At 64.3% G+C, this 22,507-nt stretch carries 23 protein-coding genes and 2 tRNA genes; 10 read left to right on the top strand and 15 right to left on the bottom strand.

The features are described 5' to 3' along the window. Nucleotides 1–443: 443 nt before the first annotated feature. Nucleotides 444–1,133, bottom strand: a complete 690-nt coding sequence (locus CVM73_RS11955; RefSeq protein ID WP_100232191.1) for a hypothetical protein — start codon at nt 1,131–1,133, stop codon at nt 444–446. A gap of 570 nt (nt 1,134–1,703) precedes the next feature. On the opposite strand from CVM73_RS11955, the gene CVM73_RS11950 reads away from it, so the two are divergent. The 6 genes from CVM73_RS11950 to CVM73_RS11925 all read left to right on the top strand — a co-directional run bounded on the left by CVM73_RS11950 (nt 1,704) and on the right by CVM73_RS11925 (nt 8,103). Next, the gene (locus CVM73_RS11950; RefSeq protein WP_100232190.1) at nt 1,704–2,414 is read left to right on the top strand and encodes a helix-turn-helix transcriptional regulator; all 711 of its coding nucleotides are present in this window, start codon (nt 1,704–1,706) and stop codon (nt 2,412–2,414) included. Between the two features lie 191 nt (nt 2,415–2,605). Further along, on the top strand, nt 2,606–3,079 hold the full coding sequence (locus tag CVM73_RS11945; protein WP_100232189.1) for a hypothetical protein: 474 nt from the start codon (nt 2,606–2,608) through the stop codon (nt 3,077–3,079). A 214-nt stretch (nt 3,080–3,293) separates the two neighbouring features. Beyond that, a complete protein-coding gene (locus CVM73_RS11940) occupies nt 3,294–3,998 on the top strand; it encodes an ABC transporter ATP-binding protein (RefSeq protein ID WP_100232188.1) in 705 nt (234 codons plus the stop codon). Further along, nucleotides 3,995–5,191 carry an ABC transporter permease gene (locus CVM73_RS11935; RefSeq protein WP_100232187.1) on the top strand — a complete coding sequence of 399 codons (1,197 nt, stop codon included), beginning with the start codon at nt 3,995–3,997 and terminating at the stop codon, nt 5,189–5,191. Before CVM73_RS11940 ends, CVM73_RS11935 begins: the two co-directional genes overlap by 4 nt. Further along, the gene (locus tag CVM73_RS11930) at nt 5,192–6,727 is read left to right on the top strand and encodes a TolC family protein (RefSeq protein ID WP_100232186.1); all 1,536 of its coding nucleotides are present in this window, start codon (nt 5,192–5,194) and stop codon (nt 6,725–6,727) included. Beyond that, on the top strand, nt 6,703–8,103 hold the full coding sequence (locus CVM73_RS11925; protein ID WP_100232185.1) for an efflux RND transporter periplasmic adaptor subunit: 1,401 nt from the start codon (nt 6,703–6,705) through the stop codon (nt 8,101–8,103). The genes CVM73_RS11930 and CVM73_RS11925 overlap by 25 nt, the downstream gene beginning before the upstream one ends. Before the next feature lie 111 nt (nt 8,104–8,214). Here the strand turns inward: CVM73_RS11925 and CVM73_RS11920 are convergent. The 8 genes from CVM73_RS11920 to CVM73_RS11885 all read right to left on the bottom strand — a co-directional run bounded on the left by CVM73_RS11920 (nt 8,215) and on the right by CVM73_RS11885 (nt 13,667). Beyond that, a tRNA-Phe gene (locus tag CVM73_RS11920) sits at nt 8,215–8,290 on the bottom strand. A gap of 186 nt (nt 8,291–8,476) precedes the next feature. Beyond that, complete coding sequence (gene yacG, locus CVM73_RS11915; protein ID WP_100232184.1) at nt 8,477–8,659, bottom strand: DNA gyrase inhibitor YacG; 183 nt, start codon at nt 8,657–8,659, stop codon at nt 8,477–8,479. 123 nt (nt 8,660–8,782) lie between these two features. Beyond that, complete coding sequence (locus CVM73_RS11910; protein WP_100232183.1) at nt 8,783–9,412, bottom strand: Maf-like protein; 630 nt, start codon at nt 9,410–9,412, stop codon at nt 8,783–8,785. Nucleotides 9,413–9,600: 188 nt separating this feature from the next. Next, nucleotides 9,601–10,068 carry an arsenate-mycothiol transferase ArsC gene (locus CVM73_RS11905; protein WP_100232182.1) on the bottom strand — a complete coding sequence of 156 codons (468 nt, stop codon included), beginning with the start codon at nt 10,066–10,068 and terminating at the stop codon, nt 9,601–9,603. A 5-nt stretch (nt 10,069–10,073) separates the two neighbouring features. After that, nucleotides 10,074–10,571 (bottom strand): UPF0262 family protein, encoded by a 498-nt coding sequence (locus CVM73_RS11900; protein ID WP_100232181.1) that lies wholly within the window; start codon nt 10,569–10,571, stop codon nt 10,074–10,076. Next, complete coding sequence (gene hisD / locus CVM73_RS11895; protein WP_100232358.1) at nt 10,568–11,863, bottom strand: histidinol dehydrogenase; 1,296 nt, start codon at nt 11,861–11,863, stop codon at nt 10,568–10,570. Before hisD ends, CVM73_RS11900 begins: the two co-directional genes overlap by 4 nt. 246 nt (nt 11,864–12,109) lie before the next feature. Further along, on the bottom strand, nt 12,110–12,553 hold the full coding sequence (locus tag CVM73_RS11890; RefSeq protein WP_100232180.1) for a DUF2948 family protein: 444 nt from the start codon (nt 12,551–12,553) through the stop codon (nt 12,110–12,112). 175 nt (nt 12,554–12,728) lie between these two features. Beyond that, the gene (locus CVM73_RS11885) at nt 12,729–13,667 is read right to left on the bottom strand and encodes an SDR family oxidoreductase (protein WP_100232179.1); all 939 of its coding nucleotides are present in this window, start codon (nt 13,665–13,667) and stop codon (nt 12,729–12,731) included. 89 nt (nt 13,668–13,756) lie between these two features. On the opposite strand from CVM73_RS11885, the gene CVM73_RS11880 reads away from it, so the two are divergent. After that, nucleotides 13,757–14,398 carry a TetR/AcrR family transcriptional regulator gene (locus CVM73_RS11880; protein WP_100232178.1) on the top strand — a complete coding sequence of 214 codons (642 nt, stop codon included), beginning with the start codon at nt 13,757–13,759 and terminating at the stop codon, nt 14,396–14,398. A 159-nt stretch (nt 14,399–14,557) separates the two neighbouring features. Here CVM73_RS11880 and CVM73_RS11875 read toward each other — a convergent pair whose 3' ends face one another. From CVM73_RS11875 to CVM73_RS11855, 5 genes are all read right to left on the bottom strand, one after another. Continuing rightward, on the bottom strand, nt 14,558–15,382 hold the full coding sequence (locus tag CVM73_RS11875; RefSeq protein WP_100232177.1) for an alpha/beta fold hydrolase: 825 nt from the start codon (nt 15,380–15,382) through the stop codon (nt 14,558–14,560). A 114-nt stretch (nt 15,383–15,496) separates the two neighbouring features. Continuing rightward, nucleotides 15,497–16,006: a hypothetical protein gene (locus CVM73_RS11870; RefSeq protein WP_100232176.1), complete on the bottom strand. Its 510-nt coding sequence runs from the start codon at nt 16,004–16,006 to the stop codon at nt 15,497–15,499. Nucleotides 16,007–16,198: 192 nt separating this feature from the next. Beyond that, nucleotides 16,199–16,507: an EthD family reductase gene (locus tag CVM73_RS11865; protein ID WP_167406788.1), complete on the bottom strand. Its 309-nt coding sequence runs from the start codon at nt 16,505–16,507 to the stop codon at nt 16,199–16,201. Between the two features lie 229 nt (nt 16,508–16,736). Further along, nucleotides 16,737–18,443 carry an FAD-dependent oxidoreductase gene (locus CVM73_RS11860; protein ID WP_100232357.1) on the bottom strand — a complete coding sequence of 569 codons (1,707 nt, stop codon included), beginning with the start codon at nt 18,441–18,443 and terminating at the stop codon, nt 16,737–16,739. Nucleotides 18,444–18,482: 39 nt separating this feature from the next. Continuing rightward, nucleotides 18,483–18,671: a hypothetical protein gene (locus CVM73_RS11855; RefSeq protein ID WP_100232174.1), complete on the bottom strand. Its 189-nt coding sequence runs from the start codon at nt 18,669–18,671 to the stop codon at nt 18,483–18,485. Nucleotides 18,672–18,987: 316 nt separating this feature from the next. Between CVM73_RS11855 and CVM73_RS11850 the strand changes: the two genes are divergently transcribed. Continuing rightward, nucleotides 18,988–19,062: transfer RNA gene (locus tag CVM73_RS11850), tRNA-Thr, on the top strand. Nucleotides 19,063–19,125: 63 nt separating this feature from the next. Next, nucleotides 19,126–19,476, top strand: coding sequence for a RidA family protein (locus CVM73_RS11845; RefSeq protein ID WP_100232173.1), 351 nt, complete (start codon nt 19,126–19,128; stop codon nt 19,474–19,476). Nucleotides 19,477–20,562: 1,086 nt separating this feature from the next. On the opposite strand, the gene CVM73_RS11835 is transcribed toward CVM73_RS11845, so the two are convergent. Beyond that, on the bottom strand, nt 20,563–21,039 hold the full coding sequence (locus tag CVM73_RS11835; RefSeq protein WP_100232172.1) for a cyclic nucleotide-binding domain-containing protein: 477 nt from the start codon (nt 21,037–21,039) through the stop codon (nt 20,563–20,565). Between the two features lie 167 nt (nt 21,040–21,206). Between CVM73_RS11835 and CVM73_RS11830 the strand changes: the two genes are divergently transcribed. Continuing rightward, nucleotides 21,207–22,214, top strand: coding sequence for an LLM class flavin-dependent oxidoreductase (locus CVM73_RS11830; protein ID WP_100232171.1), 1,008 nt, complete (start codon nt 21,207–21,209; stop codon nt 22,212–22,214). Nucleotides 22,215–22,507 lie beyond the last annotated feature (293 nt).

Below are 22,507 nucleotides of genomic sequence, written 5' to 3'. Positions count from 1 at the left end.
CAGCGCTCACGCAACGCCGTTGCATAAAATCATAGTACTGAGCACAAAAGCGGAGATTTGGTGCGCCATTCAGAACAAAATTGCGAACTCGTATAGTATTGAAATTATGATATAAATTATGGGGAATAAGGGGCGATCGCTAGTGGGATGGACAGGCTGCTTCCCCCGCGCTGGCGATGCCAATGCGGACGGCCGCATCGCCCCCAACTTCTTGAGATATTGGGCCTGATACGCTGGAAGCTCGGAGAGCTTCATCGTGCGCGATGAGGTATAACCCCGGGGGAAGGCCGCCCTCTCTTGCGTTGCCGGAGAGCACCGGCGGTCACCGCCGATGCGTCGCTATCTCCGTAACAGACCGGCATGTCCGACGACCTGCCGATCTGCTTCAGCGCTGCCCCCCGCTCCTTCCGGTACGGGCCGACGCCGCGGGGCTGATCAGTTTTTTACGAAGGTTTCGCCAAGCTCGCGTCCGGCCAGGTCACATAGAACTCCTGCCCCCGGATCGACCCGAAGGCCTGACTAATGCCTTGCGCCTGGATCTCGAAGTAGAGCTTCTTGTTGTTGATGCCGCTCCAGCCTACGCCGCCGAAATAGTTTCCGCCGCTATAGAGATCGTACTGAAACGACTCGTAGCCGATTTCGGGCACGTCGCTTGCCCGCTGGATCTTCAACGTTCCGTTGGCGAGCGCTTCATTGAAGCCCGGCAGATCCTTCCAGCTCTCCATCGCGTGCTGCAGGACCATGCGCTCGAAGTCCGCCCGGCTCACTTCGACGGGATCAATGCGCACCGCCGCATCCGCGCCGAACCTCTTCACGTATTCAGCCTGATCCGCCGGAAGCTCGGAGAGCTTCATCATGGGCGATTCGACATAGCCGTCGCGAGCGATAACCCTGCCAGCAGACTTCCCTGCATTCGCCGCGGCCGTCTTTGCGTTAACGAGCGCGTCCTTTCCGTTGATGAGCGCGTCGATCTTCAGCAGCGCGTCGGACACGCCCGGCGCCAGGCGAGACGACACGGCGTTAACATGAGGGATGACGCCGATGGGACTTGCGTCGGGTTCGGTAGCCGTCTGAACGTTGGCGGCTTTCAGGACGGTGAGCGCTGTCGCGCCGACGGAATTGATGGCAACCATTTAGGCCTCCTGGTCTGTGTTACCTGGACGTCCGCCAATCATTGCCGGGTCACAAGCAGGGGGCTGGCCTCATGCCAGTCGTCGCGACAGCAACCGCACGTCAATCAGTTTCAACCGGCCGAAGCGGATGCATCGATAAGGACGCCATGTCGCCATAGACAGGGTTCCCGGCCGCGCTCATCGCACTTACGGCTGATCAACCTCAAGGCGCGAAGCCGAATCAGTGCTCGCAGGCTAACGGTTCCGGTCAAGCCCGCGCAATCTGCGAAATTGCAAGTCAGCCCCCAATGGTGAATCGACTATTAAATGGCGGGGCTGAACCCCGAGATAGCTCTGTCTAGCGCGTCCAAATGACGCGCCCCGAAGATCCCATACAAGCTGCGAACCATCGCGCGGGGAAAATTCGTGAATGAAATGGATTGAAATCAATCGGAGCTCGTCCTCAGCGCAGCGATCCGCAGATCCGACGCTGCAGCAACGGCCTCGCACCAGCTCCCGACACTACCACAACCCAACCGGGAACACTCGCCGCCCGGCCAACTCACGACTAGCCAAGGCTGGGGAACGCAAATGTTTCCGCCGATCGAAGGAACCCTCGCAAACATCACGAGCACGACGACTCTCGATGAACTGAATCTCGTGCTGACTCGGATTTCGAAAGACTATGGCCTCACGCTTGTAGCATACCAAGCTGCGCGCCGACCCGAGACCAACACGCTCACCCCGCTCATGCTGCTCTCATCCGACGATGACCTGGCGAAGCAATATCTCAAGCATGACGGCCTTCAGGCAGGCTCCGTCTTTCAAAACGGCCGAAGCGGCTTCCTGCCGGTCGACTGGGGCGAGGCCGCCCCGGAGACACAGGATGCACGCACGTTCTTTCGCAAGACCGGCTCTCGCGGCATGACGATCCCGATCCGGGGACCGGTCAGCGAGCATGCACGTCTGTCGATCGCCTCGAACGTCACCACCGACACCTGGGCCAGCCGGCGGATGACCTATGTGCGGGATTTTCTGATCATCGCCCATTTCATTCACGATCAGGCCGTGCGGCTAGCAGGCTTGCGACCACAGGAGCTCGGACGATCGCTCTCGGCACGCGAGCGCGAGACACTTCAGCTCGCCGCGCGCGGCTTCAGCCCGAAGCAGATCGCCGCCGACCTGCATCTGTCGCCGACGGCCGTCCGCCTCTATCTGCAGGGCGCACGCACAAAGCTGGAATGCGCGACTCTTATGCAGTCGATCGCCAGGGCCGTCAGCCTCGACATCATCGAGGCCTGACGCGCGACGCACGCTCGCTCTCTCTTCGAGAGCCACGCGTGCCCGCGCGCGACATAGAAATTGTCGAAATGTCCAAGGCGAGCGTGTCAAATTTTATTATCTCAGATTGTGATACACCCGCATGATCCTTTTAGCTCTCCGCCGGATGCTGCGGCTCGCGGCTTTCCAGTTTTGTCAGCGGAGAAGACACTGTGAAAAACATACTGCGCTCCATCCTACCCGCTCTTGTTGCCGTCGCGACCTTCGCAACGACGGTTCATGCCAATGACACCATCACCATCAACTGGACCAACAGCACCGGCTTCGGCATGGGGCGTGACTTTACAGCGGCATACAACGCCTGCAACGGCGGCACTTGCACTATCCCGCATGACATCAACAGCGGCACGACCGGAGTGCTCACGCACACGGCCGCGAGCACCCAGTACATTCGCACCATGAGCACGCGGTTCTACTATATGGACGGTCTCACGAGAAAGTCGTGCCAGCTCGTGGTTAGCGCCTACGGACCGAACAGCACATTTCCGGGGCCAGGATGTGAGGGCAAGAGCATCACCTTTTCTAAGGGTAACGGGACTGGCACTAGTCCAGTCTGCCAATGGGCCCTTGTCACTGAGGACTCTAAGACGTGCACCTACGTCTTTAACGTCACCACTATGAACTAGAGATGCTGCCCCTGTGGGTGTCTCGTAGGCACGAGACGCCCATGCCGGACAATCCCAACAAACTAGCAATGTTGCAGCGGCGCGGCTCACCCGTGGTGCTGCAACATCGCGATCATTTGGCCGGCCTGCTCAATCGTTCGGACGATCGAAGGCGTTCATTGGTCCAAGGTCTTCACCGCGGTTCGCAGCCCTATCGTCACCGAGGTCGCGCGGAATGCTGAGCATTGCCCGCGTCAGCAAGAGCTACGCTGGAGTTGCGGGCGGCGCGCCCGTGCTGAGGAACGTCACGCTGTTGATCAACGCCGGAGACATGTGCGCGCTGACAGGCGCGTCGGGCTCGGGCAAGACGACGCTGATGAACCTGATGGGGCTGCTCGACCGGCCCGACAGCGGCGAGATTCATCTGAACGGAATATCCGTTGCAAGCCTGCGCGAGGACGACGCGGCCCGGCTGCGCAACCGGCACATCGGCTTTGTTTTCCAGTCGTTCCATCTGCTGCCGCGCCTGTCCGCACTCGACAATGTGGCGTTGCCGCTGCTGTATCGCGGCGTCGCGGGCGCGCGGCGCCGGCAGGCTGCCGCCACCGCTCTCGATCGTGTCGGCCTTGCGGATCGTCTGGCGCACCGCCCCGATGAACTCTCCGGAGGGCAGCGCCAGCGGGTGGCCATAGCCCGGGCCCTCGTCGGCGAGCCTGCGTTGCTCCTCGCCGACGAGCCCACCGGCAACCTCGACAGCCAATCCGCCGACGACATCCTCGGCCTGTTCCTGTCCCTGAACCGCGAGTCCGGGGTCACCATGGTGATCGTGACTCACGATCCCTCGCTCGCGGCGCGTTGCCCCCGGCGCGTCATCATGCGCGACGGCGGCGTCGTCGACGACAACAGAGGCGAGCTCCGCTGCGTCGGAGCGACGGCATGAGCGGCGATCGCATGGTTCTGCGCGAACTCGCTTTCGATGCCGCTTCGAACTTGCAGGCCCTCAGGGGGCGCACCGTCCTTGCGCTGGTCGGCATCGCGATCGGGACAGCCGCCGTGATCGCGATGCTTCACATCGGCTACAATGCCCGCAAGGAGACGATGCAGCAATTCGACGTGCTCGGCATCGACCTCGTGAACGTCACCCCGAGATCGGACGGAATGAAAAATGCCGTGATCCCCCTCGACGCCGCTCGTGATGTCGCCGCTGTCGGGGTCGGCGTCATCGCCGCGGCTCCCTTCATCCTCACGGGCACGTCCGTCAGGATCGGCCGCTCCTCGCTTCAGGCCAACCTCGTCGCCGCGACGGACGGTATCTATTCGCTCGCCAAGGCCGAGATCGCGACTGGACGACGGACGTGCGATCTCGACGGGTTTGCGCCGTTCGCGGTGCTCGGGGCCGTTCTCACCAAAGACATCGCGGCGAGCACCGGCAGGCCCGTCAGGATCGGCGACCAGATTTCACTCGACGGCCAGGTCATGACCGTCATCGGCATCCTCGCCAGCGTCTACTCCAATATGGTCCTCGGCCTCGATCTCGACCGATCCGTCGTCATTCCCTATGCGGCCGCACGCCGCCTGATCCCGTCCCCTCAAATCACCAATGTCGCGGCACGGATCGACATCGCGAACGATGATACGATCGTCTCGGAGAAGATCTCCGAATATTTCGGCGCGCGCATGCGCGGCGGCGGCGTGAGCGTGCAGACCGCGCGACAGCTGATCGCGACCCTCGATCAGCAGATGCGCATCTACGGCCTCCTGCTGCTGGCGATCGGGACGGTCTCGCTGGTGGTGGGCGGCGTCGGCGTGATGAACGTGATGCTGATGAGCGTGATGGAGCGGCGGCGGGAGATCGGCATCAGGCTGGCGATCGGTGCACGTCGCCACGATATCCGCGTGATGTTCCTGATCGAAGCCCTGCTGCTCTCGGCGGCCGGCTCGGCGATCGGCACGGTGCTGGGGACGCTGACCGGCTGGCTCTTCGCCCGATCATCCGGCTGGACCTTCGCTATGGCACCTGTCGCATTGCCGCTGGGGGCCGGCATGGCGCTCGTCGTCGGCCTGTTCTTCGGAAGCTATCCCGCGGCGCGCGCCGCCCGGCTCGATCCGATTGTCGCCTTGAGGTCGGACTAGATGGGCGCGCGGCGGAAGCACCGGCTTGGAATTGCGTTCGCGCTGCTGATCGGAGCCGCCGTCCCGCTTGTCGGCGCAGCGGCGCAGGAGCCAGGCTCAAAACCCGCCGTCAAAGCGAAGCGCGCGGCACGTCCATCGGCAGCCCTGGCGCAGCCGGCCGCCACAGCCGACACGGAGGTAGCCAGGCCAGCCGGCATTTCACTCACCGTTGCCGATGCGATCGCGATTGCGCTGCGCGACAACAGGACGATCCGCAGCGCCTATATCGACAGGATCGCGCAGAAGTTCGATCTGAGGGTGGTCGAGGACCGCTTCACGCCGCATTTCTCGATCAACGGAGGCGCGACCCGTCAGCAGGTTGCCGGCATCAACACGACGAGTGCCGAGATCACGCCGGCCGCCATTGCCCTGCTACCGACAGGAGCAACGTTCGGCCTGGCCTGGGCGAACCACATGACCGATACAGCCGGCATCGTCACACGCAGCTCCACGGCGGAGCTGACATTGTCGCAGCCTCTGCTGCGCGGAGGCGGCGTCGACGTCAACATGGCGCCGGTGCGGGCCGCCCGCCTGACGGAGAAGATCAACCGACTGCGGCTGAAGGCGACGGTCTCAGAGACCGTCGGCCAGGTCATCTTCGCCTATCGTGCACTTCTGCAGGCCCAGGAGGAGCTGAAGCTGGCGCAGGCATCGGTCGGGCGCGCGCAGGAGCTCCTCGACATCAACCGCACCCTCATCACCGCCGGACGCATGGCCGAAGTCGATATCGTGCAGACCGAGGCCGACCTCGAGAACCAACGCATTCGCGTGCTCGAGGCGACGAAGACGCTGGATTCGGCGCGGCTGCAATTGCTGAACCTTCTGTCCATCGACCTCGGTGCCGAGATCGTGGCCAGGGAGAGCACCGATCCGGCGAGGATCGCGACGAACCTGTCGCGGCTGATGCAGATCGCGCTGGCCCAGCGCCCGGATTATCTCGGGCAGGTTCTCGTCGTCGAGCAAAACAAGTTGGGCATTGTCGTCGCCCAGAATGAACGGTTGTGGGACCTGTCGGTCTTCGCAAGCGGCCGGTTCGGGCGCGAGACGACCACAGGCGGCGGCGCTTTCGTTTCCGAACGGATCTCCGACGTGACGGTCGGCGCGGCGTTCAGCGTTCCGCTCAACGATCTGCGCCGCGAGCAACCTTTCGTGCAGGCGACCTCGACATTGCAGACGTCGGAGTTGCAGCTTGCCAGCATCCGCCAGGGCGTGGAGCTCCAGGTGCGCGGTTCGTTTACGGATGTGGACATCCGCTGGCGGCAGCTCGAAGTGGCACGTCGCGCCGGCCATCTGGCTGCCCGAGCCGTGGAGATCGAGAAGGAGAAATTGAAGGCCGGCCGCTCGGCCAATTTCCAGGTGCGAGGGCTTGAGAACGACCTGCGGTCGGCTGAGAGCCAGCAACTCAGCGCTTTGATCGGCTACCTCAACGCCCTCACGATGCTGGATATTCAATTGGGGACGACACTGGAGACATGGCGCATCGCGTTGAAAGACTGACTGTGAACGCCGAGACGCCGGACGCCGCGGAGACGAAGCGCCCGGTGCGCGCATGCATGACCGGATTTGTCCCACGACAAATCAAACGCGTGACGATCGCGGCTGCTCTGCTTGCCGTTGTCGCGTTGAGCTTGACGACCTGGTTTTGGCAGAACGGCGTCTCGCGGCCACAGACTCCAGCCGGACTGACGACCGCCCGTACTTTCACGGTTGCATCGAGCGCCGTCGTTTCACGCCTGACCCTGACCGGTACCTTGAGAGCCGGAAAGACGGTCCCGATTGTGGCGCCGTTCGACGGCCCCATACTCGAGCGCAAGGTGCAGCTGGGCGATCGTGTCGCTGCGGGTGACACGGTTCTCATCATGGACCCCGGGGAAGTGCAAAGCCGTTTTCGCGACGCTCAAGGATCCCTGCTCAAGGCCAGCATGGGGCTTGACGTCCTGGTCCATTGGGACACCAGCCCGGATGTCACGCGCGCCAAGCGCGCGATCGAGGCCGCAGACGCCACGCTTGCAGTCCTCGAACGCCAGGTAACCGAGACCAAGGCCCTGTTCGATCGCGGGATCGTCTCGCGCAACGAATTCGATGGGCTGATGCAACAGCGGGACGCACAACGGGTTGCAGCCGCCAGCAGCCGCCTGGACCTGCAAACCACGCTCGCACGTGGCAACGCCGAATACCGCCAGCTGGCGGATCTGGAAATGAAGAACGCACAGGCCAGACTGGCGGACCTGAAACAGCAACTCGATGGCAGCACAGTGTTCGCCCCCTCGTCAGGCATCCTGGTCCGCCCGCCGGCGACGGCACCCAGCACTCAGGGGTCTCTCTCGACCGAGCCCGGAAGCCGGGTCAGCCGCGGGCAGGCCTTGTTTTCCGTTGCCGATCTTTCGACCTTGATCGTGGTCGGCAGGATCGACGAGGTCGATGTCAATCGCGTGCACGTCGGCCAGGCTGCGATGATCACCAGCGACGCTTTCGCCGGCGAGATCGCAGGGCACATCGTGGGTGTGAGCGCCGAAGCGAATGCCAATCAGGGTGGAAATCCGGCTCCCTCGTTCGAAGTCCGCGCGGCCATATCGGTCGAAGCGGCGCGGCGCGATATGGTGCGGCTGGGCATGTCGGCCCGGATGACGATCGAGCTGATGGCGAATGCAAAGGCGCTGATCGTTCCCATCGAAGCCGTAGGCGGTACCCGCGTGAAGCCAAGGGTCAGAATCCGGGAGCCAGGATCGGGCCGAGAGTTCGACCGGTCCGTCGTCTTAGGAGCAACCACCGAAACTGGCGTCGAGGTGCTGGGCGGTCTGGAGACGGGAGAGGTTGTCGTTCTGACCTCTTCCGATATCGGACGTGTCTCCGAGCCGGATCCTCCGCGGTGAACTGCGCACAGGCACGTGCTTGTCGATCTCGCGCGTCATCGGCTCGAACGACGATAGCAGGGCCACGCTTGGCCGGGCGAGAAACCCCGGTTCGCAAATTGGCTGAGGAGATGGTGCCCAGGGGCGGAATCGAACCACCGACACTGCGATTTTCAGTCGCATGCTCTACCAACTGAGCTACCTGGGCGTGCTCCAAGAGAGGGGCCAAAGCCCATCGAGCGGGCGGTTTATAGTGGGCTAGAAGCGGCCTGTCCACCCACGCTTCGCCTTTGGCTTCGCGGGGTACGGCCCGGCTGTGCACAAGCTCGGACCTTCCTGCCGGGGCTTACGCGCGGCGCATCGGTCGCACGTTTAATGAATTGATTTTACTTAATTATTTGACATCATCGACATCGTCATCGCGGCCGGGGATGACGTAGGAGCCTTTCAGCCACCGGTTCAAATCGACGTCGCGGCAGCGCGAGGAGCAGAACGGGCGGGTGGCCTGCGCCTGCGGCTTGCCGCAGATCGGGCAGGTCTTCAGCGGGCTGGCGGGCTTTTTGACTTCGTCGTCCATGAATTCGGCAGCTTACACGGGGTGAAGGAGTTCAAGCGCTGCTCGGCAAAGGGGTTCCCCAGATACCAACGAACGCGTTTCCGCTTGTGTCCGGAGCGGGCGCCGCCGGCTTGGCTGCCGCACTCACACCGCGACGGCGTTGAGCCAGCCGAAGCGGATCGGAAAACCTTCGCCGCCGAGCAGCGTCGTGGTTTCGTAGAGCGGCAGGCCGACGACGTTGGTGTAGGACCCCACCATCTTGACCACGAAGGAACCGGCGATGCCCTGCACGGCGTAGCCGCCGGCTTTGCCGCGCCATTCGCCGGAGCCGATATAGGCCTGGATGTCGTCCTCCGACAGACGCTTGAAGCGCACGCGGGTCTCGACCAGGCGCTGGCGGAAGGCTTCGCGCGGCGTGACGAGGCAGATCGCGGTGTAGACGCGGTGGTTGCGGCCCGACAGCAGCCGCAGGCACTGCGCGGCTTCATCGACCAGATTGGCCTTGGGCAGGATGCGGCGACCGACCGCCACCACCGTGTCCGCCGCGAGGATGAAGGCGCCACGCAGCTCGTCGTCGAGCTGCACCGATTTCAGCGCGGCGTCAGCCTTGGCCCTTGCGAGCCGGTTGGCACAGGCGCGCGGCAGCTCGCCCCGCTTCGGCGTCTCGTCGACGTCGGCCGGCCGGAGCGCGTCCGGCTCGATGCCGGCCTGGTTGAGGAGCGACAGCCGACGCGGCGAACCGGAGGCAAGTACGAATTTGGGGCGGCCAAGCATCAGGTGATTTGGGGGATGAAGCGGGGTGAATTGCGCGCGGAACCTATCGGAAGGGGGCCGGTTTCACAACCCGGGAACCGGAGGTTTGGTGATTCGAGGCTTCAGACACGGCTTTGCCCTCGGTCTGTGACGCGGGTGTTACGGAAGGTCTCGTGTCCCGGACGCGGCGCGGCATCCGGATCACGGGATCACCCGGACGCCGCGCCCGCCTTGGCGAAGCGCCGCCGGATGCGCATCAAGAGCTGATCGCAGACCTCGCGATAGGCGGCGAGCTTCTGGTCGCGACTGCCTTCGATGGTGGTGGGATCCTGCGTCGGCCAGTATTCGACCTCGGCCGCGAGTGTCCGCGTCAGCTCCAGCGCCTTGTGATGCGCCTCGGGCGAGAGCGTGATGATGAGGTCGAAATTCAGCCCCTCCCAATCCTCCAGCTCCTCGAAGGTCTGCGGCTTGTGAGCCGAAATGTCCTGGCCGAGCTCGGCCATCACGACCACTGCGAATGGATCGAGCTCGCCCTTCCTGGTGCCGGCCGACTTCACGTAGAGGCCCTGCGGAAACATGTGCTGCAACAGGCTCTCGGCCATCGGTGAGCGCACGCTGTTCATCGCACAGGCGAACAGCACCGATTGCGGATCACGTGCGCGTGGCGGACCCGCCATCGCGCTCACCCCTTCCAATGAAGGACGGTAATGAGCGTGAACAGCCGGCGCGAGGTCTCGAAATCGACCCGCACCTTGCCCTTCAGCCGCTCCTGCAGCGTGCGCGATCCCTCGTCATGGATGCCGCGGCGACCCATGTCGATGGCCTCGATCTTGTCCGGGGTCGCGGTGCGGATCGCCTGGTAGTAGCTGTCGCAGATCATGAAATAGTCCTTCACGATCCGCCGGAACGGCGTCAGCGACAACAGATGCGCGACGACAGGCGTGCCGTCTTCGCGGCGGATGTCGAACATCAGGCGGTTGCCGGTGATGCCGATATGCAGCGTGAACGGGCCCTGCCCGTCGGCACCATCAGGCGCGAACAAATTCTGCTCGATCAGATCGTAGATCGCGATCGCGCGCTCGTGCTCGATATCAGGCCCGGAACGGCCGATCGAGTCCTCGTCGAGCGTGACGCCGACGATGCGATTGGTCGAGTCGTCCTGTCCGGGCGGCTTTGTCATGACAGATTGAGGCGCAGTCCAATCGAGCGCGAATGGGCATCCAGCCCCTCCGCCTTGCCGAGCGTCATCGCGGCAGGTCCCAGCGCGCGGAGCTGATCCGGGCCGCATTTCAGGATCGAGGTGCGCTTCATGAAGTCGTGCACCGACAGGCCCGAGGAGAATCGCGCCGAGCGCGCCGTCGGCAGCACGTGATTGGAGCCGCCGACATAGTCGCCGATCGCTTCAGGCGTATGCGGCCCGAGGAACACCGCGCCGGCATTGCGGATCTTTGCCGCGAGCGCGTCCGGATCAACGGTCATGATCTCGAGATGCTCGGCCGCGATCGCGTCGGCGAGCGGAATGGCCTCAGTGAGATTCTTCACCATGATGATGGCGCCGAAATCCGCCCACGAGCTACCTGCGATCGCCGCACGCGGCAGCGTCTTCAGCTGCGCCTCGACTGCCTTTTCGACGTCGGCGGCGAGGCGCGCCGAATCCGTGATCAGGATCGACTGCGCGCTCGCATCGTGCTCGGCCTGCGCCAACAGGTCAGCGGCGATCCAGTCGGCGTTGCCGGTGTCATCGGCGATGACGAGCACCTCCGAGGGGCCGGCGATCATGTCGATACCGACCTTGCCGAACACCAGCCGCTTGGCGGCGGCGACATAGGCGTTGCCGGGGCCGACGATCTTGGCGACCGGCGCGATGGTCGCGGTGCCGTGCGCGAGCGCGGCCACCGCCTGCGCACCGCCGACACGGTAGATCTCGGCGACGCCACCGAGATGCGCGGCCGCCAGCACCAGCGGATTGAGCTTGCCGTCCGGCGATGGCACCACCATCACGAGACGCGCAACGCCGGCGACTTTCGCCGGCACGGCATTCATCAGCACCGAGGATGGATAGGCCGCTGTGCCGCCGGGGACGTAGAGGCCCGCGGATTCGATCGCGGTGTAGCGCCAGCCGAGCTCGACGCCGAGCGGGTCGGTGAAGCGCTCGTCCTTCGGCAGCTGGCGGCGGTGATAGGTCTCGATGCGGTCGCGCGCCAGCTTGAGCGCGTCCAGCGTCGCAGGCTCGCAGGCCTTCACGGCGGCCTCGATCTCGGCGGCGGAGACGCGCAAGGAGGATGCATCCAGCCTCAGCCGGTCGAACTTTGCCGTGGCCTCGAGCAGGGCGGCATCGCCACGCTTGGCCACGTCGTCAACGATCGCGCGCGCGGCGGCCTCGACATCGGCCGAGGCCTCGCGCTTGGCGGCGAGGAAGGCGGCGAATCGCTGGTCAAAATCGGCGCTGCTGCGGTCGAGGCGAACGGGCATGTTTCGCTTGGCTTCTGGCTGGGTCTTGAGGGGCGGATCGGCGCACCAGGTCCCCTGCTCAATGGCGCGGCGGCCACCCGCCGTCAACCCTTGCGAGATGTCGTCCCGGCGGACGCCGGGACCCATAACCCCAGGGCCTTGTTGTTAAAACGAGATGGGGCCCCGATTGTGCTCAATAATTGCCCCGGTGGCTATGGATCCCGACATTCGGGACGACACCGGTTTGCTGGGCGCTGGTATACCGCCTCATTCCTCGATGCCCGGTCCCGTCCCCGGCGCGTCGGCCCCGAGGTCGGTCAGCTCGCATTCCAGGCACTCGACGTCCAGGCGGATGGCGCCGCCCTGGGCGAACAAGAGCAGGGCGCTCCCGCCGGGCTCCTCGTGGCGCCCGTCCTGGGGGTGAAACTCAATGCCGACGAGATCCAGCACCTTGTCCGGCACGGCGAGGTCGATGTTGCGCGACTTGCAGGCGAGCACACGGTCGAAGCGGAGCGCGGCGACCAGCCGGCGTGGCTCGGTCTCGCCCTCCAGCGTCTGCTCCCAGTCCAGCCGGCTCATGCCGACCACAAGCCGCTTCTCGCTCTGCCGCCAGATGATGTCGGACGTCTGGACGCGGGCGTCCTGGACATGGGTCGAGATCACGGCGAGATCGTCGGCGTCGAGCGCGATCAGTTTGAGCTGGGGCGACATCGCCGACGCTTCTCCTTCGCAGTGGACGGGGCTCAACGCGCGCGGGCCGCGAAATTTCCACACAAACTAACGAGCCGGCAGGTCAGAGGCCATTGACATCCTCCATCTCCAGCACCTTGCGCGGATACCCGTCCCGGGTGACGCGGATCGCGATGCCCCCAACGGCCCTCGCGGCTCATGCGGCAGCCGCGATCTCGTCGAAGGATACACCGGTCAGCGTTGCCGAGGCATCCCACAGCATGGCCGCCGCAGCGAGATCCTTCGCCCGCGCCATGATCTTCGCCGGCCCTGGTGATCCCTTCAATTCGTAAAACCCGTTTGGACCGTAATAGCCGCCGGCCTCGGCGCTAGGCGAGGTCGCCGCAAACAGCGTGGGCAACGCGCCTTCGGCTGCGGACTGGCTGATCAACGGCTGCAACAGCCGGCCGACCCGCCACTGCAACGTGTCGGCGCCGGGGCCGTTCGCAATGAGGTCGGTCCGCGCGTAGCCGGGATGGGCGGCAAGGCTCATCAGGCCCCAGCCGGCGGCGAGGCTGCGGCGTTGCAGCTCCAGCGCAAACATCAGCATCGCCAGCTTGGATTGGCAGTAGGCGCGCCACGGACGATAGGAATGCTTGCTTTGCAGATCGTCGAAATTGATCGCGCCGGAGCGGTGCGCAAGGCTCGAGAGATTGACGATGCGGGGCGCCCTGGCGCGGCGAAGCTGCGGCAACAGCCGCGCTGTCAGGGCGTAGTGACCGAGATAATTGGTGCCGAGCTGCATCTCGAAACCATCCTCCGTCTGCTGCCGCTTCGGCAGCGCCATCACGCCGGCATTGTTGACGAGGAGATCGAGGTGTTCGTTGTCGGCGGCGAAGCGCCGGGCAAAATCGGCGACGGAGGCAAGGCTTGCGAGGTCGAGATGCTCATAGGCGATCAGTGCATTGGGAAACCGCTCGCAAATGCCTTCGATCGCCCGCAAGCCCTTTGCGTCGTTGCGTCCGGTGAGTATGACAATGGCACCGACGCCCGCCAGCACCATCGCCGTCTCGTAACCGAGCCCGCCCGTCGCCCCGGTCACGACGACGGTCTTGCCGCTGAGTGAGGGGATCTCTGCCGTGGTCCAGTCGGTCATGCCATGTCTCCGCGGCCTTCAGGGGGTGGAAAAGGCCTGCGACCGGTCTAAATGTGCACTCAGTGCAAGTTTGCAAGAGGTGAAATGATTTGAAGGCTTCGAAGGTCGCCGGGAAAGGCGTCAAGTCATTGTCCGCGGGAGGAAAATCTCCGGCTGCCACCGGCCTGCGCCAGCGCAAGCGGCAGGAGACCCGCGAGCGGTTGGCCCGTGCGGCGATGACCCTGTTCCTGGAGCGCGGCTTCGAGGCCACGACCATCGAGGACATCGCGGCGGCGGCGAACGTGTCGCGACGCAGCTTCTTCCATTATTTCGCGTCGAAGGAGGACGTGGTCACGGCCTGGCAGGAGGGCGCAGCAAGCGCGCTCGTCGCCGAGATTGTCGCCCGGCCCGCGGACGAATCCATGCTGACGGCGGCGGAGAATGCGATCGCAGCGGCGATCAAACGGCTCGATCCGGCGGAAGCCGCAGCGATGTCGCGGCTCAAGCGCGACAATCCCGCGCTGCAGGCGCGCGACCAGCTCAAATACGAAAAGCTCGAGCGCGCGCTGGCCGAGGGGCTTGCACGGCGCGCGAGAAACAAGTCCGACCAGTTGAAGGCGCGGCTCGTCGCCATGATCGCCACCGGCGCGATGCGCGTCGGCGGCGAGAGCTGGATCGGTGAAGGTACGCGCGAAAAGCCGGAGGCGTTCGTGAAGCGCACTTTCGATGCGATCAGGGCGATATTGAAGTGAAGTCTTTTCCTTCTCCCCTTGTGGGAGAAGGTGGCGCGAAGCGCCGGATGAGGGGTTTGTCTCCACGATCTCACGCGCCGAGACAGACCCCTCACCCGTCTCGCCGCTGCGCGGCGAGCCACCCTCTCCCACAAGGGGAGAGGGTAAGGGTCGCATCGCTCACTCCCTAAAAAACGCCAGCAGGTCGGCGTTGATCGTCTCGGCGTGCGTGGTCGGCATGCCGTGGGGGAATCCCTTGTAGGTCTTCAGGATGCCCTTCTTCAGCAGCTTGGCCGACAGCGGGGCGGAATCGGCGTAGGGCACGATCTGGTCGTCGTCGCCATGCATCACCAGCACGGGGACATTGATCTTCTTGAGGTCCTCGGTGAAATCGGTCTGCGAGAACGCGATGACGCCGTCGTAATGCGCTTTGGCGCCGCCCATCATGCCCTGGCGCCACCAGTTCTGGATCACGGCTTCCGACGGTTTTGCACCGGGGCGGTTGTAGCCGTAGAACGGGCCGGCGGCGAAGTCGCGATAGAACTGTGCGCGGCCGGCCGCGAGTTGGGCCTGCAGACCGTCGAACACACTCTTCGGCAGGCCGCCGGGATTGGCTGCGGTCTGCACCATCAGCGGCGGCACGGCCGAGAGGATCGCGGCTTTCGCCACCCGGCTCTCGCCATGGCGCGCGATGTAGTGCACGACCTCGCCGCCGCCGGTGGAATGGCCGACATGGATGGCGCTCTTGAGGTCGAGATGCGCGGTGAGCGCGGCGAGATCGTCGGCATAATGGTCCATGTCGTGACCGTCGGCGACCTGCGCCGAGCGGCCATGGCCGCGGCGATCATGGGCGATGACGCGGTAGCCGCGCGTGACGAAGAACATCATCTGCCCGTCCCAGTCGTCGGACGACAGCGGCCAGCCATGGCTGAACACGATCGGCTGACCCGAGCCCCAATCCTTGTAGAAGATTTCGACGCCGTCTTTGGTGGTGATGGTGGGCATTGCGGGGCTCCTGTTATGAGAGAGTCATTCCGGGGCACGCGAAGCGTGAACCCGGAATCTCGAGATTCCGGGTTCGATGCTTCGCATCGCCCCGGAATGACGAGGGATCAGCTATCAGGCAAACGCCATCGGCTTGTAGCGGCGCCAGGCACCGATGGTGAGCACGACGAAGAACACCAGCACGATGCCCTGCACCACCGCGAACACCGGCCCCGATGGCGGCGCCGGCGGCACGGCGGGCGCCAGCGCGGCGAGCGCCGGCACCTTCAGGAACGACTGGATCACCAGCACGAAGACGTTGAAATAGAGCGAGATCATCGCGGTCACGATATAGACCGGACGCCAGAGCCCGGAGAGCCTCATGCCGTAGAGCGCGAAGCAGGCGATCGCGAGCAGCACCAGCGAGATGATGCCGATGATGTGGGAGGGCAAGAGCTCCTTGAAGGGAAACAGGAAGCCGGTGGCGCTGATGAGGATCGTGAACAGCAGGAAGATCGCGGTGAGGCCCGGCATCGACTTCGAGCCGAGCAGGCCGAACATCACGACGAAGCCGGCGACGATCGCGATCAGGCTGATGATGACATGGATCAGTGTAAGGGCAGGCAGACTCAACCCAAGGACCATGACATCTCCCCTACTCTCCGCATTGAGACAACGAGAGTAGTATTACGGTCCTCATGGGATTGCCACCTGCGTCGTCGTCGCATGCAGAGGTGCAGCCACGCGTCATCGTGCGATTCGACAAACGCATGGCTGAATTTCTTGCAGCGCTGTCACAAGCGACAGCAGGCTTTCGACGAAAGTTGGAGCGATCCTTCACACGTCCTTGGTGTCGAAGATCAAGATGTCGGCACCGCCGCTGGCGAATTTCGGCACGTCCGCGCCGGTCGCCTTGCCTTCCGGACTGGCGAATGCCGCCTGGATGTCGGCCACGCTGTCGAAGGTGAGAATGGCGACGAGATGGATTCCGGAAGGACCTGCGGGAGATGCGACCGGCCCCTTGCTGACGGCGTATTTCTTCAGGCCGGGAAGCTTCTTGGCGAGCGGGATGTGCGTCTCGGCATAGTACTTGTCGAAAGCGGCAGCATCCTTGGGTGTTTTGTACAGCACGACGATTTCAGCCATTGAGTCCTCCCTTGGGAATCTTTGTTTTTCCACGCGCGATTGGCCTCGCGACGAGGCGATAGTCTGTGGGACGCGGCTAGATGGCAAGCCGGATTCGGCTTGCCATTCCCTTGCCTTCTCCTTGACTAGAGCCTCGTTCCGTTTCCGATGGAATCGGAACGAGGCTTTAGATTCTTGTTTTGACGCGTTTTCTTGACGCGAACCGGAATCCACTTCACTCGAAAACGCTTTAAAGCGCCGGTTTTGCGGCGTCGCCGAGATAGCCGTGCAGGGAGGCGACCACCTGCGCGCCTTCGCCGATTGCGCCGCCGACGCGCTTGACCGAGCCGGAGCGAACGTCGCCGACGGCATAGACGCCGGGCACGGAGGTTTCGAGCGGCGCCACGAGCTTGCCCTGGTTCTGCTCGGACTGCGCGCCTGTCACGACGAAGCCGCCGCGATCGAGCGTCACGCCGCAGCCGTCGAGCCAGGAGGTGGCGGGATCGGCGCCGACGAACAGGAAGAGATTGCGGATGTCGGCAAAATCCTCGTCGTCCGACAGCCGGCTCTTCCAGCGGATGCGCCGCAGCAGCGCGGTCTCGTCGCCCTCGAGCGCGGTGATCTCGGTGTTGAACATCAATTCGATGTTCGGCGTCGCTTCGATGCGCTCGATGAGATAGCGCGACATGCTGGCCCCGAGGCCACCGCCGCGGATGATCATCAGCACGCGCTTCGCATGGCCCGACAGGAACACCGCCGCCTGCCCTGCCGAATTGCCGGCGCCGACCAGCGCCACCTCCTCGCCGGCGCACAGCCGCGCCTCCACGGGCGATGCCCAGTACCAGACGCCGCGGCCCTCGAACTTGTCGAGATTGGCGATATCAGGCCGGCGATAGCGCGCGCCGCTGGCGACCACCACCGCACGCGAGCGCAAGGTGTCGCCGCAATCCAGCGCCAGAGCGAAGGTGCCGTTGGCGCGCGAGCAATCCAGCGAGCTCACCGACATCGGAATCATGATGTCGGCGCCGAACTTCTGCGCCTGGGTGAAGGCGCGGCCCGCCAGCGCCTGGCCGGAGATGCCGGTCGGGAAACCCAGGTAATTCTCGATGCGCGCGCTGGCGCCGGCCTGACCGCCGAAGGCGCGGGTGTCGACGACCGCAACCGAGAGACCTTCGGAGGCCGCGTAGACCGCGGTCGCGAGCCCCGCCGGCCCGCAGCCGACGATGGCGACATCGTAGATGCGGTTGTCCTTGGCACCGCCGATCATGCCGATGGCGCGGCCGAGCTCGGTCTCGCTGGGATTGCGCAGCACCGTGCCGCCGGCCGTGACGACGAGCGGCCAATCCTCCGGCTTCGGCGAATAGCGCGCGATCAATTCGGCGGCATCGTGCTCGCTCTCGGGATCAAGCAGATGATGCGGCTGGCCATTGCGGGTGAGAAAGCCCTGCAGGCGCACCACGCCGGCGGAGTTCGACGGCCCGATCAGCACGGGCCCCCCGATGCCGCCCTGGATCAGATTGACCCGGCGCAGGATCAGCGCGCGCATGATGCGCTCGCCAAGCTCGGCTTCGGCCACCAGCAGCGCGCGCAGGCGGTCCGGCGGGACGAGCAGCACCTCGACATCGCCCTCGGCGCGGCCGTCGACCAGCGCCGGCCGGCCCGAGAGCTGGCCGAGCTCGGCCAGGAATTGCCCCGGCCCCTGATCGATCACCGGGGTGACGTGACCGAGCCCGTCGCGCTGGGTGATCGCGACGTGGCCCGCCAGCACCACGAACATGCCGGGCCCGGGCTTGCCGGTCTCGAACAGCAGCTCGCCGTCCTTATAGCGCCTGAGTTCGCCAAAATGGCGCAGACGCTCGATCTCGACTTGTGTCAGCGTCGGAAAGGTCTGCTCGGGACGTGTGAACTGCGCCATCAGCGCCTCCCTGTCGGCTCGTTGCACCTCGTCCTGCGCCATCGTCATTCCCACTCATTCCAAAAATCTAGCTGCCGGTCTTCAATCGCCGGACTTGCCGGCGGTCCCCTCATTTAGGGAAGCATCGTCATTCTGCGAGGGCTCGGTGATCGCGGCGCGCTCGCGCGCCTGCAGCTTCCGCCGCTTCAGGTTTTCGCGCAGCGCCGATTTCAGCCGGTCGTCCCGGGACGCCCGATCCTGTTTCGAATTCTTTTCGTTCCGGTCAGTCATCAATGGTCCATCGCAGCGATCGGCCATAACATGCCCAACGAACATGGCAGCTCAAGAGGCGAGCTCGATCCGATCGTGCGAAACGCGAAATGGATCGAATCCGGGCCCCGGGCCAACTGGCCAGTTGGGCGGGGATATCGGCCCCCGAATCGGCGGGAAGTCGGTGATCTCGAGCGAAAACGGGCATTTTGGCCCCGATATCGGCCCGATTTTCTCGTTTTGACGGGGCTTGCAAGCTTGCACAGGAGGGGGGCTTGTGGCAGATATCGGCCCGCTTGGTAGGCCCCAGTGGCGGCCGATTCTGATCCCAGCACATGCTGCCGTAGCTCAGTGGTAGAGCACTCCATTGGTAATGGAGAGGTCGACAGTTCAATCCTGTCTGGCAGCACCAGCTTTCCCCATTCAAGCGAGCCCTCCGCCTGGCAGCGAGCCCGCAACCCCCACGGATGCGATCGTGATCACACGTTCCCTGCCCTATGAAGGACTGCTCCACGAGATCGTCGAGCATAATGGCGTGCTCTATCTCGGCGGCATCGTTCCCGAGGATGCGGGCCTCGACATGGCAGGCCAGGCCGACGATGTGCTTCGCCAGTTGAAGACCCTGCTTGATGGCGCCGGCTCCGATCTCTCCTGCGTTCTGCAGGTGACGATCTTTTTGGCTGATCTCGCCGACAAGGCAGCGCTCAACCAGGTGTGGAAGCGCTATTTCACCGCGGACCATCTGCCGGCGCGTGCCGCCATCGGCGTTGCGAATCTCGGCCCGGGCGTCAGACTGGAGCTGACGGCGACCGCCGCCCGTCGCTGAGACAGGCGAGACCTGCGAAGCGGGAAAGCCCGGTCATTCCCGTGTCGACACATGACGCAGCGTTCTCGCGGCTTGAAGCGCCCGAGTTTTGCTCTTCTCTTTCGCCCTCTTGAAGTGAAGAGGGCGCAGGGAAGGCCGGGTGCCGGCTGGCACCCACGGTCCGCTGTGCGAAAGCACACGCAGAAAACTGCACAGCGGCATACAGGTGAAGCCCAACACACGGCCTTCCCTGCGCAGTGGTTTGACGGCTTATGCCTGCTCTCCCCGGAGCCGAGTTCCTTCTGGCCTCCGTCACCTCGCGAATTGACGATACCTCCAGGCCCGGTTGAGCCCAAAAGCATCTCCGCAAGGCTTGACCGTAGCAACGACGGTCAGGACCACACGGTTTTGCCGTACGCGTCGGCCCGGCTTCGCTTTAGGAGCTTCGCCGGACACAGCGCCGTCCGTCCGCACGCCAGTCAAGACCTCACGAGGTTCATCTCGCCCTGGTCCCGCCTCGCATGCCCGACGCTGCCGCGTCCACCGCACCCCACCCCCCGTTCGTGACGACGTACGATCGCCCCTCTCCTTGGGCCGGGATGGCGAAAGAATGCCGCAATTCCGAATTTCGGTAAAGTGGAATATTTTTGTAGGAGGGGGTTGACGGGTTTGGGCGGGAGGCGGGGTGTTTTGCCCGACGGGTCGGAAGCGTTGCGATCGGCATCAGCTTTCGGTTGCGCCTCTTCGAATAGGTGCAGTCACACAGTCCGTTGACCCCTCATTTCATGGTGATAGTCTTGTAATTCGCGGCCTGTCCGGGAGGACACCATGGGATGGTTTGACCGGCTGTTTGGAAGAATGTCGGCGCCTACGAGCTCCCTCTTTGCGAGATTTAGGCGGAAATCAAGGGCACCGACCGACCCTGACCTTCTGAAAATCGCCAAAGATCGAAAAGGGCATGTTTCCCGAAGAGCCGTGAGAGACGAGTATAATCGGTTGGTCTTGGAGAAGTACGCGCACGATAAGTCGTGATCGCTGAGACCCATCGAGGCTTTGCTCAGCGACGAAAGATGATGGTTTCGCCACGGCTCTATCTCCTACGCACCATCAATTGTCGTCATCCACCTGCCGTGCCGCTAAGCGATCGTCTGCCCGGCGCAGCCGGCGGCATAGCTCGCGATTGATGTTCTGCAGGACGATCACATAGGCGTGGATGTCGGCCTTGTAGCACGCGTAGAGCTTCTGGGCCGTCAGCTCGTACAACACAGTCGGGGCCTCCGCGACCACCGTGGCGGAGCGGTTCTGCATTTCGATCAGCGTCATCTCGCCGAAGAAATCACCAGGCTCCAAACGGGATATTGGGATGACGCGCCCCGAATTCATCCGTTTGCTCACCACGAGCCGACCGGATTTGACGATGAACATCGAGCGTCCCGGTTCGCCCTCCGCCACGACGGTTGCGCCGGCATCGAAGCGGCACTCGACCAGCATTGAGATCAAGAGGTCGAGGCTCGGATCTGGGAGACCGCCGAAGAACGGTGTCGCCAGCAAGAACGCTTTCAGATCGGGGGCCGTGACGGTCATTGCGCGAGGTTACGCCCCGCCGCTGACTGCGGCAAGAAACCCATCGCGCTTTCTGCGCGGAGGCATGATGGGTTCGCAAGTGCCCTACCCATCCTGCGCGCTGCCACTACATGTGTTTCCTGCAAGCGCGCATCATTGCGCGCCCCCTCCACACCGGCGGCCCTCATATGATCCCCTTCTCCGTCCTCGACCTCGCGCCCATTCGCCAAGGCGGCGACGCGGCGCAGGCGTTCGCCAACTCACTCGATCTCGCCCAGCACGCCGAGAAGTGGGGCTACAAACGCTTCTGGCTGGCCGAGCATCACAACATGGCGGGGATCGCGAGCGCGGCGACGTCGGTGGTGATCGGCCATGTCGCGGGCGGGACCAAGACGATCCGCGTCGGCTCCGGCGGGATCATGCTGCCGAACCATTCGCCGCTGGTCATCGCCGAGCAGTTCGGCACGCTGGAATCGCTCTATCCCGGGCGGATCGATCTCGGGCTCGGCCGCGCGCCGGGCACCGACCAGCTCACCGCGCGGGCGCTGCGGCGCGACCTCGCCACCACGTCCGAGAATTTTCCTCATGACGTGCTGGAGTTGCAGGCGCTGCTCGGCGATGTGCAGCCGAACCAGGCGATCCGCGCCGTGCCCGGCATGGGGACGAAGGTGCCGCTGTGGATCCTGGGATCGAGCACTTTTGGCGCGCAGCTTGCGGCCATGCTCGGCCTGCCCTTCGCGTTCGCCTCGCATTTCGCGCCGCAGATGATGATGCCGGCGCTGCGCGAATATCGCGCGCGCTTCGAGCCCTCAGCGCAGCTCGACAAGCCCTACGCGATGGTCGGCGTCAACGTGTTCGCGGCCGACAGCGACGCGGAGGCACAGCGGATGTTCTCATCGCTGCAGCAGCAGTTCATCAATCTGCGCCGTGGCACGCCGGGGCCGCTGCCGCCGCCGACTGGCGACATGGACGCGCTGTGGTCGCCGGCCGAGACGGCCGGCGTTGCGCAAGCGCTGTCGTGCTCCGCGGTCGGCTCGCCCACGGTGGTGGAAGAAAAGTTGAAGGCGCTGATCGCCGAGACCGGCGCGGACGAATTGATGACCACGGGGCAGATCTACGACCACACCGCGCGGCTACGCTCGTTCGAGATCGCGGCCGAGGTGCGCGACAGGTTGGCGACGCAGCCGGCGGTGTGAGAAGCGTTTCTCTTACGGCCATCCTTCGAGACGCCCGCTTTGGGCGGGCTCCTCAGAGGGTGAGAATGATTCTTTTGCCCGGAGGTTTTGCAGCCGATGGGTTGGAGTCGGCGCCCCTGAGGCTTTTCGGGTGAGTCGGCGCCGAATGAGCGCGATCTGACTAGATCTCCCGATTCCGGCCGGTGCTGCGGCTTGTCGGCGCCGCTTGGCGTGGGCTCCTCGTCATGCGGCGACCTGTGCCTTGGCGTGCAAGGCGAGGAAGCGCATCATGTTGTGAGCGACGGCGAACCACA

It is taken from the genome of Bradyrhizobium forestalis (genome assembly GCF_002795245.1).
GTDB lineage: Bacteria > Pseudomonadota > Alphaproteobacteria > Rhizobiales > Xanthobacteraceae > Bradyrhizobium > Bradyrhizobium forestalis.
The sequence above is the reverse complement of the archived record's forward strand: the minus strand, read 5'-3'. Positions and strand labels throughout refer to the sequence as shown.

What these genes read in the sequence shown, in the direction of transcription:
- CVM73_RS11955 (WP_100232191.1), bottom strand. Translation starts at nt 1,133, where the DNA reads ATGGTTGCCATCAATTCCGTCGGCGCGACAGCGCTCACCGTCCTGAAA.
- CVM73_RS11950 (WP_100232190.1), top strand. Translation starts at nt 1,704, where the DNA reads ATGTTTCCGCCGATCGAAGGAACCCTCGCAAACATCACGAGCACGACG.
- CVM73_RS11940 (WP_100232188.1), top strand. Translation starts at nt 3,294, where the DNA reads ATGCTGAGCATTGCCCGCGTCAGCAAGAGCTACGCTGGAGTTGCGGGC.
- CVM73_RS11935 (WP_100232187.1), top strand. Translation starts at nt 3,995, where the DNA reads ATGAGCGGCGATCGCATGGTTCTGCGCGAACTCGCTTTCGATGCCGCT.
- CVM73_RS11930 (WP_100232186.1), top strand. Translation starts at nt 5,192, where the DNA reads ATGGGCGCGCGGCGGAAGCACCGGCTTGGAATTGCGTTCGCGCTGCTG.
- CVM73_RS11925 (WP_100232185.1), top strand. Translation starts at nt 6,703, where the DNA reads ATGGCGCATCGCGTTGAAAGACTGACTGTGAACGCCGAGACGCCGGAC.
- yacG (WP_100232184.1), bottom strand. Translation starts at nt 8,659, where the DNA reads ATGGACGACGAAGTCAAAAAGCCCGCCAGCCCGCTGAAGACCTGCCCG.
- CVM73_RS11910 (WP_100232183.1), bottom strand. Translation starts at nt 9,412, where the DNA reads ATGCTTGGCCGCCCCAAATTCGTACTTGCCTCCGGTTCGCCGCGTCGG.
- CVM73_RS11905 (WP_100232182.1), bottom strand. Translation starts at nt 10,068, where the DNA reads ATGGCGGGTCCGCCACGCGCACGTGATCCGCAATCGGTGCTGTTCGCC.
- CVM73_RS11900 (WP_100232181.1), bottom strand. Translation starts at nt 10,571, where the DNA reads ATGACAAAGCCGCCCGGACAGGACGACTCGACCAATCGCATCGTCGGC.
- hisD (WP_100232358.1), bottom strand. Translation starts at nt 11,863, where the DNA reads ATGCCCGTTCGCCTCGACCGCAGCAGCGCCGATTTTGACCAGCGATTC.
- CVM73_RS11890 (WP_100232180.1), bottom strand. Translation starts at nt 12,553, where the DNA reads ATGTCGCCCCAGCTCAAACTGATCGCGCTCGACGCCGACGATCTCGCC.
- CVM73_RS11885 (WP_100232179.1), bottom strand. Translation starts at nt 13,667, where the DNA reads ATGACCGACTGGACCACGGCAGAGATCCCCTCACTCAGCGGCAAGACC.
- CVM73_RS11875 (WP_100232177.1), bottom strand. Translation starts at nt 15,382, where the DNA reads ATGCCCACCATCACCACCAAAGACGGCGTCGAAATCTTCTACAAGGAT.
- CVM73_RS11870 (WP_100232176.1), bottom strand. Translation starts at nt 16,006, where the DNA reads ATGGTCCTTGGGTTGAGTCTGCCTGCCCTTACACTGATCCATGTCATC.
- CVM73_RS11865 (WP_167406788.1), bottom strand. Translation starts at nt 16,507, where the DNA reads ATGGCTGAAATCGTCGTGCTGTACAAAACACCCAAGGATGCTGCCGCT.
- CVM73_RS11860 (WP_100232357.1), bottom strand. Translation starts at nt 18,443, where the DNA reads ATGGCGCAGGACGAGGTGCAACGAGCCGACAGGGAGGCGCTGATGGCG.
- CVM73_RS11855 (WP_100232174.1), bottom strand. Translation starts at nt 18,671, where the DNA reads ATGACTGACCGGAACGAAAAGAATTCGAAACAGGATCGGGCGTCCCGG.
- CVM73_RS11835 (WP_100232172.1), bottom strand. Translation starts at nt 21,039, where the DNA reads ATGACCGTCACGGCCCCCGATCTGAAAGCGTTCTTGCTGGCGACACCG.
- CVM73_RS11830 (WP_100232171.1), top strand. Translation starts at nt 21,207, where the DNA reads ATGATCCCCTTCTCCGTCCTCGACCTCGCGCCCATTCGCCAAGGCGGC.